Below are 14,519 nucleotides of genomic sequence, written 5' to 3' on the forward strand. Positions count from 1 at the left end.
CGTCAATGGGCGCAATGGGCGCGCCCCATCCAATCTCCCCCCTTGAGGGGGAGATGGCCGGCAGGCCAGAGGGGGGTAGCCGCGGAGGCCACATTTACCTGGAGATTCTCCAATGACCGACCAAGCCCTTCTGAAAGTCCACGGCCTGTCGAAATTCTATGGCGGCCGCATCGGCTGCACGGACGTGAGCTTCGATCTCTGGCCCGGCGAAGTGCTGGCGGTCGTCGGTGAATCCGGCTCCGGCAAGACCACGCTGCTCAACTGCCTGTCGACCCGGCTGATGGCCGATAGCGGCAGCATCCAGTACCGCATGCGCGACGGCAATCTGCGCGACATGGCCCGCATGAGCGAGGCGGAACGCCGCTTCCTGATGCGCACCGATTGGGGTTTTGTCCACCAGAACCCGGCCGATGGCCTGCGCATGGCCGTCTCCGCCGGCGCCAATGTCGGCGAACGACTGATGGCAGTCGGCGACCGGCACTACGGCCAGATCCGCGCCACAGCCACCGATTGGCTGACCCGCGTCGAGATCGACGAGGACCGCATCGACGACCAGCCGCGCGCCTTTTCCGGCGGCATGCGCCAGCGCCTGCAGATCGCGCGCAACCTCGTCACCTCGCCCCGTCTGGTCTTCATGGACGAGCCGACCGGCGGTCTCGACGTCTCCGTCCAGGCCCGCCTGCTCGACCTCCTACGCGGACTCGTCCAGGACCTGTCGCTGTCGGTGATCATCGTCACCCATGACCTTGCCGTGGCGCGGCTGATCTCGCACCGGATGATGGTGATGAAGAACGGCTATGTCATCGAACAGGGCCTGACCGACCGTGTGCTAGACGATCCGCGCGAGCCCTATACGCAGCTTCTCGTTTCCTCGATCCTGCAAGTCTGAAGGTAGAACGATCATGCAAGCACCGCTTATCGTCAGAGATCTGGCCAAAACCTTCACCATGCATCTGCGCGGCGGCCTGCGTCTGCCCGTGGTTACACATGTTGCGCTCACCGTCGATGCCGGCGAATGCGTCGTGCTCGGCGGCCCGTCGGGGGTCGGCAAGAGCTCGATCCTGAAAATGATCTACGGCAATTATGGTGTCGACAAGGGCGAGATCCTGATCCGCCACAAGGACGGCATCGAGGATCTCGCGAAGGCCGATCCGCGGCTGGTTATCGACATCCGTCGCCACACGCTGGGCTATGTCAGCCAGTTCCTGCGCACCGTACCGCGCGTGCCGGCGCTCGACATCGTCGCCGAGCCGCTTCTCGCGCGCGGCGTGGCACTCGACGATGCTCGCAAGGTGGCCGCCGATCTTCTCGCGCGCCTCAATCTGCCGGACACGCTCTGGCAGCTGCCGCCCGCAACCTTCTCCGGCGGCGAGCAGCAGCGCGTCAACATAGCCCGCGGTTTCATAACCGACCATCCGGTGCTGCTGCTCGATGAGCCGACTGCCTCGCTCGATGCACAGAACCGCGCCGTCGTGGTCGAGATGATYCATGAGAAGAAGAAGCAGGGCGTCGCCCTGCTCGGCATTTTCCACGACGAGGACGTCCGCAATCAGGTCGCCGACCGGATTGTCGATGTCTCGGAATTCTCCGCCCGGAAGGYCGCCGCATGACCAAACTCGGCATCGAACCAATGATCGACCCGACGGCCGAGCTGACCGACGTCAAGCTCGGCATCTATACCGAGATTGCCGAACACTGCCGGATTTCGGAGACCACGATCGACGATTATTCCTACGTGATGGAATATGGCATGATCTGGTGTGCCAGGATCGGGAAATTCGCCAATATCGCGGCAAACGTCCGCATCAACGCCACCAACCACCCCATGACCCGGGCGACGCTGCACCACTTCACCTACCGCTCAGGCGATTACTGGCCGGATGCCGATACCGACAAAGCCTTCTTCGACTGGCGGCGGGACAATTTCGTCTCGATCGGCCATGACGTCTGGATCGGCCACGGCTCCACCGTCCTGCCGGGCGTCAAGGTCGGCAATGGCGCTGTGATCGGCGCCGGCGCCGTCGTTTCCAGGGATGTCGAACCCTATATGATCGTCGGCGGCGTGGCGGCGAAGCCGATCCGCGAGCGCTTTTCCCGCAAGGCCGCCGAACGATTCGAAAAGCTTGCCTGGTGGGATTGGGATCACCAGCGGCTCAGGGATGCGCTGGATGATTTCCGCAATCTCGGCGCCGAGGAATTCCTCGACAGGCACGAGGGCTGAGATCAAGCCTTGCGATAGGACATGCAGCCGGATTTGCGAAAGGGCATCACCAGGGCTGCTCCTTCCGCATAAAGTCTCCGGGCGGTGACGGCATCAACGCCGTCCAGCCGGGCGATATGCGCGTCCCAGGACAGGATGGTGATTTCGCGCGGCAGGCGGTCAGGATCTGCTGTCTTGGCGAAGATAACGATCACCGATTGGGGCTTGCCGGCCGTTAGCAGGATCGCGGCTGGCAGCACCATTGCCACGGCTGCGATCGGCACCGCGACCGCCAGCGTCTTCAGCAATCTGAGCAACAGGCTCACGCATGGCTCCTCAATAGTCGAACACATGCTCGATGCCGGGGTCTCCGATCGACATCACCTTGAAAAGACTGTCGAGCTCCGACACTTTCAAATTCAGGAGTAGCCGTTTTGTCTGGAAGCCATCGCGGTTCATCTCCGAAATCACCTCGCCAGGTCCGCCATAGTTTGCGTCTGCCGGAATGGTCACGGACACCATGACATCGTCATTGCCAGCGATCTCGCGCAACGAGCCGCCCTTGGCAACGATCGCCGCGAGAACGTGGGTGAATATATCGTAACGCGGCGTTTCGATCACGATGCCGCCGGCGCTGTCCGAAACCACGGTCACATTGGAGATCGCTTTGAGCGCCGTATCGTCGAGCCCGGTGACGACGGAACGGATCGTCAGATCGGCCTGCCCGGTCGCGTCCACCGCGGCGGTGATGGCCTTTGCATAGTAAGTCTTCGCTTTCCATTCCCCGCCGAGCGCCAGCCGTCGTTCCCAGCCGCGCACCGGATCATTCACCGGTGCGGCCCAGAGTGCCTGATTGGCCTTGTCGAAATCATATTTGTACCAGGGCGTCTGGCGGAGGAAGGCGGAGTAATCCACCGCCATTTTCAGCGCTTCCTCGTCCTGCGGCGTCTTTTGCGGTCCGCGCAGAATTGCAAACAGCCGGCCGACGGTCTCTTCGTAAGCTGCCTTCAGCCCCATTTCGAGGTCGAAACTTGCTCCGATCGTGTAGATCATCATCCGCGTCGCCTGATCGGCGCCGCCATGCGCGTCCGCCACCTTCATCAGCTTGCAGGTCGAGGCCCAGAAGCCGTTGACGCTGTGGACATAGTCGAACTGGTATTCGTCGCCGGTCTTCAGCGTCTCGGCCAATCCGTCATAAGCATAGACGATGTGCCATTCCGGATAGGTCAGATAGGTGTTGGCCTCCTGCCGCTGGTATTTCTGGTCCGTGATCACAGGCTTGTAGTCATTCGGCGCGACGTCGCCGCGGCAGGCGAATTCGATGTAAGCAATCGGGCAGGCCGCCGCGATCACCACCAGCACGACGAGGATCACAAGCCATTTGATCAGCCTGAAGATGAACCGGATCATTTTGCGTCCACCTTGAACAGGAAACTGGTGATGAAGGCGATGCTGCCGAGCGCCAGATGCGGCAGGTTGGCCATGATCTTGAAGCCGAACGGCAGGTCGACAATGCCGTAGTTGATGATGCCGAGATCGAGATAGCCCGATCCGGTGATCAGGCCCAGAAAGCCGTCGCCGAAATAGATCAGCCCGAAATAAAACAGGAAGAAGCGCGAGGCGCGCGCGCCGAACCAGGCAGCCAGACCCGCCCACAGCGCGGAAGCGAGATGCAGGCCATCGTCATAGATATCGAGCGCGAAAATGCCGAACGTCTTGCCCTCGATAACCGGAATGAACGGAAGATAGTTGAGCGATGCCGCAAACAAGAGGATCAGGAAATAGACAAAGGCCGTCAGGCGCAGTCGGTTCATCGTCCCTCCTCAGACTTTCGAGAAATACCGGTCCCAGATCTTGTTGCGGAAGATCATGTCCTTGTCGAGTTGACGCTTGAAGGCGGCGAATTCCGCCATCTTCGGATAGGCGCGCTGCATCTGGTCGAGCGAGGCATGCGGCCGATAGGGCAGATAATAACTGCCGCCGATGGCGAGCACCCGATCGATCAGCCGCCGTGTCATCCAGGCCATGTCGGCCTCGCCGCGCTCCGTCTTTTCTTGCGAAAACAGCATGACGGCGGAGATGCGTGGCTCGGTGGCATAGGCGAGCACGCTATCCTTGTCGGTGTTGACGTAGCGGATCGTGACGTTGAGCAACTGCTGGTACGAAGCGGGAATCACCTCCCGGCAGGCCTTGATGAAATCGGGGAAGCGCTCCGGCGCGACGAAATATTCGTGCAGAATATCGGTGCGGCTGTCGTCGAATCCGGCGAGCGCGATCACCGGCTCGTTGAGCAGGCTGTTGCGCGTCGCGTCGCCCTCGAGTTCCGGGCCGAGTTCGGTTTCGGTCCACCAGCGCAGATGCTTGGCGAAGTCCGATCCGAGTTGGGTGCGAAAAATAAGGCGCGACGCCTCGCTGACAATGCCGGAGCCTGAGACAGGCGGCAGATTCTTCTGGTCGGCGGATGGCCGATAGGTGATCAGCATGCCCTGCTCGAAGAACTGATCGAGCGAGACGTCGAGACGCCCATAGGCCATCTGGATCGTCGGATCGTCCTTGAGCGCCTTGGCGAAGAACGGCCCGACATCCTTGCCCGGCATCGGCTCGAATGTCGGCGTCAGTCGCGAATTCGGCACCATGTCGAGCTCCAGCTCGAGGATGATGCCGAACAGGCCGTAACCGCCCATGRCATGCCGGAAAATGTCGGGATTTTCCGTGCGCGAGCAGGTCTGGATCGTACCGTCAGGGATCATGATCTTGATCGAGCGCACCGTGCTGCCGGCGCTGGAAAACGGTACCGGCCAGCCATGCGCATTGACGGAAAACGTGCTGCCGACACCAAAATCGTTGTTCGACTGCATCACCGCCGGGGAAAAGCCGATCTTGTCCAGTTCCGAAACCACTGTCCGCCAGCGCGTGCCGGCAGCGACGCGATAGGTCTTGCTGGCGATATCGGGCTTGACTGAACTTTGCGACAGCGTCAGCGCAATGCCCTGCTCCGGCAGGCTATGGCCGCCCATGGAATGCCGCGCAGTGCTGGCGATCAGCGGGATCTTCCGCTTTCGCGCTTCGATGACCAGCGCGCGGACCCGGTGGATGAACGCGACGTCGAAATCGCTGTTGATCATCACCTGCCGGTCTATCTCGGTGGGCTCCAGCTCGCTGGCATCATCGAGCAACCTGCCTTTCGCCGCGGCGAAGGGGTCGACCTTGGGAAACTTTGGCCCCTTGCCGCTGGTCGCCGGCAGCCACCAGCGGCCGATGCCAATGCCCAGCGCCAACGATCCGCCCGTAAGAAACAACCGGCGCCCAAAGCCACTCATCCCTGCTCTACCTTCCGCCCATACTTTCGTGCAGTAGACGTATGGCGCAAAAAGCTTAATCGCAAGCTTAGGTTTTCGTGGCGACGCGCATCATCGGACGAACGGGCGAAGTTGATCTGCTGATCATATCGATACCACATTTTTTTACTGCAGATGCAACCAATGCGCCAAATGAACGTTGAATGAACGAAGCATTCAAGAAGGTTTCAGTCGATCGGTGGTTAAATGGCGTCAAGTTGATAGGAACAGCCGAACCAATGGCAGTGTTCCCGTGGAAACAGCGGTTGGTCGAAATGCATGGCAAACATGATTTCACGATGAACCGGCCACGTTGAACCGGCACTGAGCCGAAAGGAATTCGAGATGATGTACATGACACTGACGCTGATGGCCGGACTGATCGCCGTGATGTTTGTCGCAACGGCTGTGTCGTCGATTGTCAACTCGATCCGTGAAAACCAAGCAACGCGTGAAGCGCATACGCGCCGAGCGGCTTTCTGATCTCCTCCCCGAAGCGCGGGCTCCCCTCCCTCCCCGCTAAACCCGCGCTTTTTTAAACCGGACGGCTCCCCTGCCCGTCCGGTTTTCTTTTTTCTGAGCATGCAAGCTTCGGTCCATTTTCCCCATGATACCCTCCGGCCTCTTGGCCTACAGGCAGCTTGCTCGCTGCGTTCGAGGATTGCCCATGACCGTCATCGAAGGTTTGTCGCCCGATATCGCCGAGAGGGCGCAAAATCTCTATGTCAACGGCAATTATGAAGGCGTCCTAGCGCTGCTGCCGGACAGCGATATTCACGGTGTCGATCCGCGGCTCCTAGCCTATGCGGCCAATGCTAATTTGAAGCTCGGACGCACGGTCGCCGCGGCAGATTGCTTTGTCGCGATCGCCGGCCGCGTTCCTGAGCAACGCGCTTTCGCCCTGAAATCGGCGGCGACACTTTACCTGAGGGCCGCGCATATCGAGAAACTGGCCGCCGCCGCGGCTGCTGCCATTCGCGCCAATCCCGGTGATTCTGCTCTTGCGCTCAATGTCTTGTGCGCGGTGCATGCGAATCTGCCCATCGAAACACTCGAGCCGCTGCTTGATCATCTCGACCGGGCGAATGGCGAGCACGTTTATTTCATCGTCAATTTCTATCGGGAGCGAAAGAAGGATTTTGCCCGAGCCTATCTGGAGATCGTCAAAGGCCTGGAAACCTGCCCTGGCGACGGTTTTCTCCTGGTCCAACGATATTCTTTGGCCCGCGGGGCCTGCGATTTTCCGGTGCAGCGCGCCTTTGACGATATGATGGTCAGTCCGAGAAGCACTGTTGCCGAGCAGATCTTCCTCAACGAGACGGCGCTTGACCGGCTCTATTGGTGCGACGACGAACAGGCGCAGATGGCGCCGACTGCCAATCCAAAGCGCTTGGCGTCGAAAGACATTTATCCGCGTCCGCGACGAAAGATCGGCGATGCGTCGCGTCCGCTTCGGATCGGCTATATTTCCAATGATTTCGGCCATGAAGTCGTCATGGCCGTTTCCCGTCCGGTGCTGGAGCGTCACGATCCCGGCAAAGTTGATATCCGGCTGTTCTGCTACAGCCGCCCGGAGGTTCGCCGGTTCCAGCAGAAATGGCCGGAGAAGCTGCGCGCCGCCATTGTGCCGATCGCCGACGTGACCGACCAGCAGGCTGCGGAGGCGATCTCCGCCGCGGAAATCGACATCCTGGTGGACCTCAAGGGCCACACGAAAGGCGACCGGCTGCCGATCATGCAGCGCACCGATGCACCGCTGACCGCAACCTATCTCGGCTATCCGGGCTCCGTATTTGGCGCAGGCATGGATTATGTCATCACCGACCCTGTCGTCACGCCGGAGTCTTCAAAACCCTTCTATGGCGAAAAGCTCTGCCGGCTGCCCGAAGTGCAAATGCCGAACGATGTGCTCCGAGAAAATGCCAGCCGATCCTCGCGCCGTGACTGGGGTCTCCCCGAAACTCGCTTCGTTTTCGCCTCTTTCAGCGGCCAACAGAAAATCACCCCGCGCACGATCGACCTTTGGGCGCGCATCCTCGGCGAAACGCCCGACTCAGTGCTATGGCTCGCCTGCGGCGAGGCGCTTGCGGCGGAAAACCTGCTGGCGGAATTCGCGCGGCTGGGGATCGATCCGCAGCGCATCTGCTTCAACGGCAAGACGCCACGATTCGCCGACCATATCGAGCGCCTGCAGCACGCTGATCTCGCGCTCGACACCCTGCCCTATAACGGCCACTCGACCACGGCCGACATGCTGCGCGGCGGATTGCCGGTCCTGACCGTCAGGGGGAACTGCTACCATTCGCGCGTCAGCTGGAGCCTTTTGAATTCCTGCGGCATCGAGGAATTGGCGACCGACAGCGACGAAGACTATTGCCGCACCGCCGTAGCACTGGCGCGCGACCCGGCGCGGCTTGCCGAAATCCGCGACCGGCTCCGCCTCAATCGGGCCACATCACCGCTTTTCAACCCCGATCGCATGGCGCGCCATCTCGAGCGGGCCTATCAGATGATGGCCGAGCGCGCCCGAGAAGGTCTGCCTCCCGGTCATTTAGATGTGCCGCCTTTGTAGCGGTAACGAGAAAAGCAGGCGCCAGCTGCAGAAGGACACGCGTGGGTAAGCTCGCTACCGCCAGAGGATAAGCTGCAGGCTCTGTCAGGAGGAGACGGCAGGCACGCCCGGATCAACCTCGAAATCCGGCGATCTCTAGCCCGTCCGAGCCTGAGATTTGGCCGCCAAAGCCTTGGGAAGCGAGATCTTTCGCATGCCGTGCCCCTGTCTCCATCGGCCGGCAGCCTCCAGCTTTTCTGCAATGACCTTGAAATCGGCCGAACCGACACCCCATTCCGAGCGCGTGTTGTTACAAAACAGACAGGCCGCAACGACATTGTCGGGGGTGTCTCCGCCACCGGCGGCGCGGTCGATCACATGCTCCGCAGTGCATTTGAACTGCCACAGCATTTTCTTGGCAACGCCATGTCGCTTGCGAAAGTCCTCGCCATCCGCATCCCACATGGCACGGCCGCAATAGTAGCAAAGCCAGTCTTGCCGTTCAGCAGCGGCGGTCCTGATTGTCATGAGCTGGCTTGGCATTGATCCTCGGTAAAACGCAACCTAATGAACCGATACCAGCACTTTGTCGATTTCCCGCCCGACCTCAAGAATTGCCGCATCGATCAGTTCATAGAGCTCATAGCGATAATCTTCCATCGCAAGATTTCGCAAGTTGATAAGCTCCGTCAGCATAAATTTCAGCCGTTCAATCGTCGCTTCCTCTTTTTTCATGAGGATCCTGTCCCGTCTAGCGTGTCCTCTCGGCTGCAACCTAGAATGAAAAACAGGCAACGGCAATGGCGATCGGGCTGATTGAGCGGATTGCAGCGTGACAATATTTGTCCTGGGCCGATGTTCACGCTAAAGATGAGGCGATGGGGTGAGAAAGAAGAATGTCTCTGCAATCGAATTTGGCCAGGAATCTAAGGGCACTTTGCAGCTTGCGCGGAAGCGTCAATGCAGTATGTCGGGATATGGATCTGAACCGGACGCAGTTCGATAAATACCTGACGGGCAGCACCATGCCCGAAAGCAGAACGATCCGGAAAATATGCGACTATTTTGAAATTTCCGACACGCAATTGTTTTCTGACGACACGGAACTGTTGCTTCGCGAAGTCAGGAATACCGAAGGCTCGCTGGAGAAGGCCTCCATCGACGTCATCCGGCCGCTTTGGGGCGAGCCGGCGGCGTCCATCAAACCAGGCACCTATTTCCTTTGGATATCCGTTCCGACACAGCCGGATTACATCGTCTGTGCGCCGGTCTTCCTGGAGCGCAAGAATGACGTTGTGACCTTCAGGCGGATTACGGGGACTGCCGAGCCGAAGGACCGGATCTGGTGGCACAAGGTTGGCGACCATAAAGGCATTGTGGTCGAGCGCCTGAGCTGGCTGCATCTTGTCGGCGTCAACCAGCGCGGCAATCAGGAGCCGTCTATGATCCGGCTTCGCTGGATTCCGCTGTCAAAACCGGTTCTCGGCGGGCATGCAACAATCCTGACGCCGGCAGGCATATCCTTTGCCGCCGTCTGCATGCGCCCGGCTCCTCCGGAAGTCACCTTCCGTCAGGCGCTACGCCAGTCGCGCCGCTATCATAAGGATGACGCGGTTGTCGATGAGATTACGCGAATGATCCTGGCGCAGCAGAAGCAGGAAATCATGAAGACCGTGCTCAACGATCTTTCACTTTGAAGCTTTTGCATCTGCATGGGCTTCCTCGACAGCCATGGCGATAAGGTATTCAAGCATACCGAGTTCGCTCTCACGCGCTAATCTTGCGAGACCTACCAGTTCTTCTCGAATGTATACTGCACGCTGCCTCTTCGAGGGTGGCGTAAGAAGGCCGTTTATTTTGTTGTATTTGTCTGCTGTTGCGCCCATGACTGCCTCACTTAACGTCTTGTTAGCACAATATAACTATCTTATTCCACAGTTATTATTTTGCAAGCATTTTTCGAAACCGCGTCTATTAAGTTCGAGCGCGTAATATACGCCAATAAAAATCAATAAATACGCTACAATAGCGTAATATGCTTCTGCATTTTTACTTTACTATCCGCTGGACGTGTTTTATCGAATCTGCCTGGGGGCGAAACCGATGCGCTTCCAAAAAGAGGAGAGAGACATGACCAAAACTGCAAAGCAGAAGCCGAACCTGACCGTCACCGCTGCGCCGGCCGCCACGAAGATCTTCGTGCGTCCCGGCATGCAGTTCCGGCCGGAATGACCTGAAATCCTGCCGCACGGTCCCGTGCGGCAGGATTACGAGAGGCCTTAGCGATGCGGTTCAAGTGCTCTGCGACACTGGTTTTCATACCCGGCGACGGGGTGATCAATGCCTACAATTTTCTGACGAAATCGGTTTTCCAATGCAGCCGCGATCTTCTGGCCTTCCTGACGGATATGCAGTCGTGGCTGGACCTCAGCGAGATCGGGGCCTTGCTGCCCGACTTCGAGGAGGGCGAGCTTGCCGAAACGATCGCAAACCTCGTCGCGGTCAACGCCGTGATCGAGGAGGGATCCGTTCCGGCTCGGAATGAAGATGCCTTTGCCGGGGCCTGGGACTGGGGGCTGCCCACCGCCCTCATGCATTTCAGCGTGCAGGACAATGCGTTCATCACCGTCGATCAGGCGGAAGCCCTGCAAAGACAGAAGGCGAATTCCGTTGGGCTGATCAATCTGTTCCAGATGAACGGCGCGCATGCTTTGCCTCTGCCCGATCCACTGTCGAACAAGCCGCTGATCAGCCTGATGGCCAAGCGCCGCACGGTGCGGCAGGCCCGGCCGGATCCGATTACCCTGGAGCAGCTTTCCGACTGTCTGTTTTCCGGCTTGGGGATCACCGGATCGAGAATGAATTGCGTCGGGGAACTGCCGCTATCCATGACGCCCTCGGGCGGCGCCCGCAATCCTTTCGAAGCCTACGTCTTTGCCAGGGATGTGAGGGGCCTCCCTGCTGGCGTCTATCACTATTCCGCTCTGCAGCACTCGCTTGAGCGCGTGGCTGAGTTCGACGCCGACGTAATCACCGCCCTCATCGGCGGCCAGGAATGGGGTGATGACAAACCGTGTCTCATTCTGCTCTGCGCCATGCTTGAACGGACGATGTGGAAATATGAAGATCCGAACGCTTATCGCGTTGTGTTGATCGAAGCAGGACATATCGGCCAGAACATCATGCTGACCGCGACGGGCTACGGCCTGACAGCCTGTCCGACCGCAGCCATCGATCATGCCCGGGCGAAGGCCATCCTGGGCTTGGAACACATTACGCAAGCTCCGATCTACGCTCTGACGCTCAGCGTCCCCGCTACGGAACTGACTGTCCCCGACAGGTTTCCGTTGGCTGCTTTTGTAGCAGAATTGGCTCCAGCATCGCATTGAGTTCGGCGTGGAGATCACAAATCACGGATCCTGAAATCTCTCCACGATCCGGAAAAAGCGACGCCCGCCGCAGGGTGAGGCGGGCGGCTATGTTTATTCGGTCTCGGGAGCGCCACCGCTGGCGGTTGTCTCTTCCGACATTTCACCGCCCTCAGCCACGCCCTCCTCGTCTTCGGGCTCGCTGATCCGCTCGACCGACACCACCTTCTCGTCCGCAGCGGTGGAGAAGATGGTCACGCCCTTGGTCGCGCGGCTGGCGATGCGGATACCATTCACCGGCACGCGGATCAGCTGGCCGCCATCCGACACAAGCATGATCTGGTTGGCTTCTTCGACGGGGAAGGCAGCAACGAGCTCGCCGATCTCTGCCGTCTTGGACGTGTCGGTGGCGCGGATGCCCTTGCCGCCGCGGCCGGAAATGCGGAAGTCATAGGACGAGGAGCGCTTGCCGAAACCCTTTTCCGAGACCGTGAGCACGAACTGCTCACGCTCCCTGAGGAACTGGTAGCGTTCATCGGTGACATCGCCCTCTTCCGCGACCTCCTCGCCGACGAGCTGGATATCATCCTCGTCGACGCCCATGGCGCGGCGCTCCGCAGCGGAACGCTTCAGATAGGCCGCACGCTCGGATGCATCCGCATCGACATGGCCAAGGATCGTCATCGAGATCAGCCGATCGCTCTCGGCGAGCGAAATGCCGCGCACGCCGATCGAATTGCGGCCAGCGAAGACACGCACCTCGTCGACCGAGAAGCGGATCGCCTGGCCGAGCGCCGTCGTCAGCAGCACGTCGTCCTGATCGGTGCAGGTCTCGACGGAGAGGATTTCGTCGCCCTCCTCCTCCAGTTTCATCGCGATCTTGCCGTTACGGTTGACTTGGATGAAGTCGGAGAGCTTGTTGCGCCGCACGGTGCCGCGCGTGGTCGAGAACATCACGTCGAGATTGGCCCAGCTGTCCTCGTCCTCCGGCAGCGGCATGATCGTGGTGATGCGCTCGCCGGGTTCGAGTGGCAGCATGTTGATCAGCGCCTTGCCGCGCGATTGCGGCGTGCCGACCGGCAGACGCCAAACCTTTTCCTTGTAGACGATGCCGCGCGAGGAGAAGAACAGAACCGGCGTATGCGTGTTGGCGACGAACAGGCGATTGACGAAATCCTCGTCGCGCGTCGTCATCCCAGAACGGCCTTTGCCGCCACGCCGCTGCGCCCGATAGGTAACGAGCGGCACGCGCTTGACATAGCCGGCATGCGAAACGGTGACCACCATGTCCTCGCGGGCAATAAGGTCCTCGTCTTCCATTTCCAAGCCGCCATCCATGATCTCGGTGCGGCGCGGCGTGCCGAACTCGTCGCGGATCGCGGCCATCTCGTCCTTGACGATGGTCATGATCCTGAGACGCGAGCTCAGGATATCGAGATAGTCCTTGATCTCGGCGCCGATCTTGTTGAGTTCGTCGCCGATTTCGTCGCGGCCGAGAGCCGTCAGGCGCTGCAGGCGCAGGTCGAGGATGGCACGCGCCTGTTCCTCGGAGAGATTGTAGGTATTGTCGTCGTTGATCTTGTGGCGCGGATCGTCGATCAGTCGGATCAGCGCCTCGACATCGTGCGCCGGCCAACGCCGTTCCATCAACTGTTCGCGCGCCGTCTGCGGATCGGGCGCGCGGCGGATCAGGTTGATCACTTCGTCGATATTGGCGACGGCGATCGCAAGACCCACCAGGACATGGGCGCGATCTCGCACCTTGCGCAGCAGGAATTTTGTGCGCCGGCTAACCACTTCCTCGCGGAAGGAAATGAAGGCGCGCAGCATGTCGAGCAGGCTGAGCTGCTCCGGCTTGCCGCCATTGAGCGCCACCATGTTGCAGCCGAACGAGGTCTGCAGCGGTGAAAAACGGTAGAGCTGGTTGAGGATCACATCGGCATTGGCGTCCTTCTTCAGCTCGATGACGACGCGATAGCCGTCGCGGTCGGATTCGTCACGCAGATCGGAAATGCCCTCGATGCGCTTTTCGCGCACGAGCTCGGCCATTTTCTCGATCATCGTCGCTTTGTTGACCTGGTACGGCACCTCGGTGATGATGATCTGTTCGCGGTCGTTGCGCATCGGTTCGATGCGCGCCTTGCCGCGCATGATGACCGAGCCGCGACCGGTCTCATAGGCTTGGCGGATGCCGGAGCGGCCGAGGATCAGCGCGCCAGTGGGAAAATCCGGTCCCGGCATGATCTCCATGATTTGCGGCAATTCCAGTTCGGGATTGTCGATCAGCGCGATGCAGGCATTGATCACTTCGCCGAGATTGTGCGGCGGGATATTCGTCGCCATGCCGACGGCGATGCCGCCGGCGCCGTTGACCAGCAGGTTGGGGAATTTCGCCGGCACCACGACCGGCTCATTTAGCGAGCCGTCATAGTTGTCGCGGAAATCCACCGTTTCCTTGTCGAGGTCGTCGAGCAGCGAATGCGCCGGCTTGGCAAGCCGGCACTCGGTGTAGCGTTCGGCCGCGGGCTTGTCGCCGTCGATCGAACCGAAATTGCCCTGGCCGTCGATCAGCGGCACGCGCAGCGACCAATCCTGCGCCATGCGCGCCAGCGCGTCATAGATCGCCAGGTTGCCGTGCGGGTGGTATTTACCCATGACATCGCCGGTGACGCGGGCGCATTTGACGTATTTCTTGTTCCAGTCAATCCCGAGTTCGTTCATGCCGTAGAGGATGCGGCGATGCACGGGCTTCAGCCCATCGCGCACATCCGGCAGCGCGCGCGACACGATCACGCTCATGGCGTAATCGAGATAGGAGCGCTGCATTTCTTCGACGATGGAGATCGGTTCGATGCCGCTTGGGCCMTTGCCGCCGGGTGGGGTAATTTCGGACAAAACGGTCACATTCTCTGCATCTGTGAATCGGTGCCGCCTTTATAGCGGAAAGCCTGCCGGAAGGCTAATTTCGAGGCAGTCTTATGAACAGGCTTTTGCCGTTTAAGCCAAGCATTTGCGGCCTTTTTACGCCCCTTGCCGGATAGCGCCCGGCCCGGTAACAATAG

16 protein-coding genes are annotated in these 14,519 nt (G+C 59.9%); 8 read left to right on the forward strand and 8 right to left on the reverse strand.

The features are described 5' to 3' along the window. The first annotated feature begins 112 nt into the window (after positions 1-112). Genes phnK through AC1D06_RS30370 form a run of 3 tightly spaced genes read left to right on the forward strand, consistent with a single transcriptional unit; the run spans position 113 to position 2,221 of the window. Complete coding sequence (phnK, locus tag AC1D06_RS30360; RefSeq protein ID WP_477989680.1) at positions 113-889, forward strand: phosphonate C-P lyase system protein PhnK; 777 nt, start codon at positions 113-115, stop codon at positions 887-889. A gap of 13 nt (positions 890-902) precedes the next feature. Further along, positions 903-1,610 (forward strand): phosphonate C-P lyase system protein PhnL, encoded by a 708-nt coding sequence (gene phnL / locus AC1D06_RS30365; protein WP_477989681.1) that lies wholly within the window; start codon positions 903-905, stop codon positions 1,608-1,610. Next, complete coding sequence (locus AC1D06_RS30370) at positions 1,607-2,221, forward strand: DapH/DapD/GlmU-related protein (RefSeq protein WP_477989682.1); 615 nt, start codon at positions 1,607-1,609, stop codon at positions 2,219-2,221. The genes phnL and AC1D06_RS30370 overlap by 4 nt, the downstream gene beginning before the upstream one ends. A gap of 2 nt (positions 2,222-2,223) precedes the next feature. Here the strand turns inward: AC1D06_RS30370 and AC1D06_RS30375 are convergent, their stop codons facing one another. From AC1D06_RS30375 to AC1D06_RS30390, 4 genes are read right to left on the reverse strand one after another with little or no spacing between them, the layout of a single operon-like run. Then, positions 2,224-2,526 carry a hypothetical protein gene (locus tag AC1D06_RS30375; protein WP_477876984.1) on the reverse strand — a complete coding sequence of 101 codons (303 nt, stop codon included), beginning with the start codon at positions 2,524-2,526 and terminating at the stop codon, positions 2,224-2,226. A 10-nt stretch (positions 2,527-2,536) separates the two neighbouring features. Continuing rightward, on the reverse strand, positions 2,537-3,610 hold the full coding sequence (locus tag AC1D06_RS30380) for a hypothetical protein (RefSeq protein ID WP_477876985.1): 1,074 nt from the start codon (positions 3,608-3,610) through the stop codon (positions 2,537-2,539). Further along, complete coding sequence (locus tag AC1D06_RS30385; RefSeq protein WP_477989683.1) at positions 3,607-4,014, reverse strand: hypothetical protein; 408 nt, start codon at positions 4,012-4,014, stop codon at positions 3,607-3,609. Before AC1D06_RS30385 ends, AC1D06_RS30380 begins: the two co-directional genes overlap by 4 nt. A 9-nt stretch (positions 4,015-4,023) precedes the next feature. Continuing rightward, on the reverse strand, positions 4,024-5,478 hold the full coding sequence (locus AC1D06_RS30390) for an FAD-binding oxidoreductase (RefSeq protein WP_477989684.1): 1,455 nt from the start codon (positions 5,476-5,478) through the stop codon (positions 4,024-4,026). 224 nt (positions 5,479-5,702) lie between these two features. Between AC1D06_RS30390 and AC1D06_RS30395 the strand changes: the two genes are divergently transcribed. The 3 genes from AC1D06_RS30395 (at position 5,703) to AC1D06_RS30405 (ending at position 8,110) form a co-directional block, all read left to right on the forward strand. Continuing rightward, the gene (locus AC1D06_RS30395; RefSeq protein WP_477876988.1) at positions 5,703-5,855 is read left to right on the forward strand and encodes a hypothetical protein; all 153 of its coding nucleotides are present in this window, start codon (positions 5,703-5,705) and stop codon (positions 5,853-5,855) included. 28 nt (positions 5,856-5,883) lie between these two features. Further along, positions 5,884-6,021 carry a hypothetical protein gene (locus AC1D06_RS30400; RefSeq protein ID WP_477876989.1) on the forward strand — a complete coding sequence of 46 codons (138 nt, stop codon included), beginning with the start codon at positions 5,884-5,886 and terminating at the stop codon, positions 6,019-6,021. Positions 6,022-6,205: 184 nt separating this feature from the next. Further along, on the forward strand, positions 6,206-8,110 hold the full coding sequence (locus AC1D06_RS30405; protein WP_477989685.1) for an O-linked N-acetylglucosamine transferase, SPINDLY family protein: 1,905 nt from the start codon (positions 6,206-6,208) through the stop codon (positions 8,108-8,110). Positions 8,111-8,245: 135 nt separating this feature from the next. Here the strand turns inward: AC1D06_RS30405 and AC1D06_RS30410 are convergent, their stop codons facing one another. Continuing rightward, a complete protein-coding gene (locus AC1D06_RS30410; protein WP_477989686.1) occupies positions 8,246-8,617 on the reverse strand; it encodes an HNH endonuclease in 372 nt (123 codons plus the stop codon). A 36-nt stretch (positions 8,618-8,653) separates the two neighbouring features. Continuing rightward, on the reverse strand, positions 8,654-8,824 hold the full coding sequence (locus AC1D06_RS30415) for a hypothetical protein (RefSeq protein WP_477876992.1): 171 nt from the start codon (positions 8,822-8,824) through the stop codon (positions 8,654-8,656). 290 nt (positions 8,825-9,114) lie between these two features. On the opposite strand from AC1D06_RS30415, the gene AC1D06_RS30420 reads away from it, so the two are divergent. Beyond that, a complete protein-coding gene (locus AC1D06_RS30420; RefSeq protein ID WP_477989687.1) occupies positions 9,115-9,786 on the forward strand; it encodes a hypothetical protein in 672 nt (223 codons plus the stop codon). Here AC1D06_RS30420 and AC1D06_RS30425 read toward each other — a convergent pair. Further along, positions 9,778-9,975: a hypothetical protein gene (locus tag AC1D06_RS30425; RefSeq protein WP_477989688.1), complete on the reverse strand. Its 198-nt coding sequence runs from the start codon at positions 9,973-9,975 to the stop codon at positions 9,778-9,780. The two genes, AC1D06_RS30420 and AC1D06_RS30425, sit on opposite strands and share 9 nt — an antisense overlap. A 558-nt stretch (positions 9,976-10,533) precedes the next feature. Between AC1D06_RS30425 and AC1D06_RS30430 the strand changes: the two genes are divergently transcribed. Beyond that, complete coding sequence (locus tag AC1D06_RS30430) at positions 10,534-11,478, forward strand: SagB/ThcOx family dehydrogenase (RefSeq protein ID WP_477989689.1); 945 nt, start codon at positions 10,534-10,536, stop codon at positions 11,476-11,478. Positions 11,479-11,571: 93 nt separating this feature from the next. Here the strand turns inward: AC1D06_RS30430 and gyrA are convergent, their stop codons facing one another. Further along, positions 11,572-14,352, reverse strand: a complete 2,781-nt coding sequence (gene gyrA / locus AC1D06_RS30435; RefSeq protein WP_477989690.1) for a DNA gyrase subunit A — start codon at positions 14,350-14,352, stop codon at positions 11,572-11,574. Positions 14,353-14,519 lie beyond the last annotated feature (167 nt).

The sequence above is a fragment of the Rhizobium sp. P2_G2 genome (assembly GCF_056403555.1).